Below are 450 nucleotides of genomic sequence, written 5' to 3'. Positions count from 1 at the left end.
ATGGGGTCACTGCGTTCATCTACATAACTACTAACATCTAAACCATACATTTTACCAGTAGCAAACATAAATTGCCATAAACCTGTAGCACCTACTCTAGATTTTGCTCTGGGCTTTAAAGCCGACTCTACAACAGCCAAATATTTTATTTCTAAAGGTAAATTTTGTTTATCTAACTCATGCTCAAACATAGGAAAGTAAAAAGCACTTAGCGTTACTAGCTTTTGTATAAGGTTTCTACGGTTTTTTAAATAGAATTTAATAACACTTTCTAAAGAAGGGTTATAAGCTACATTAAAAGGTGTTTTAGCATTAAGTGCTTCTAATCTGGCTTTTAACGTATCGGTTGGTAGCTCAGGAAAATCTATCTCATTAAACGTTAATTCTGTAACAGATTTGTAAATGGTATCAAACAAATTGTTGTTATACAAATCTTCATACCATTTTTCA

General features: G+C 32.0%; 1 protein-coding gene. It reads right to left on the bottom strand.

Annotated elements, in window-relative coordinates:
• Window positions 1-450, bottom strand: a 450-nt coding sequence (locus FUA24_RS17185; protein WP_148544318.1) for a transglycosylase SLT domain-containing protein, incomplete at both ends; no start/stop codon positions are given.

This window comes from Seonamhaeicola marinus, assembly GCF_008085455.1.
The sequence above is the reverse complement of the archived record's forward strand: the minus strand, read 5'-3'. Positions and strand labels throughout refer to the sequence as shown.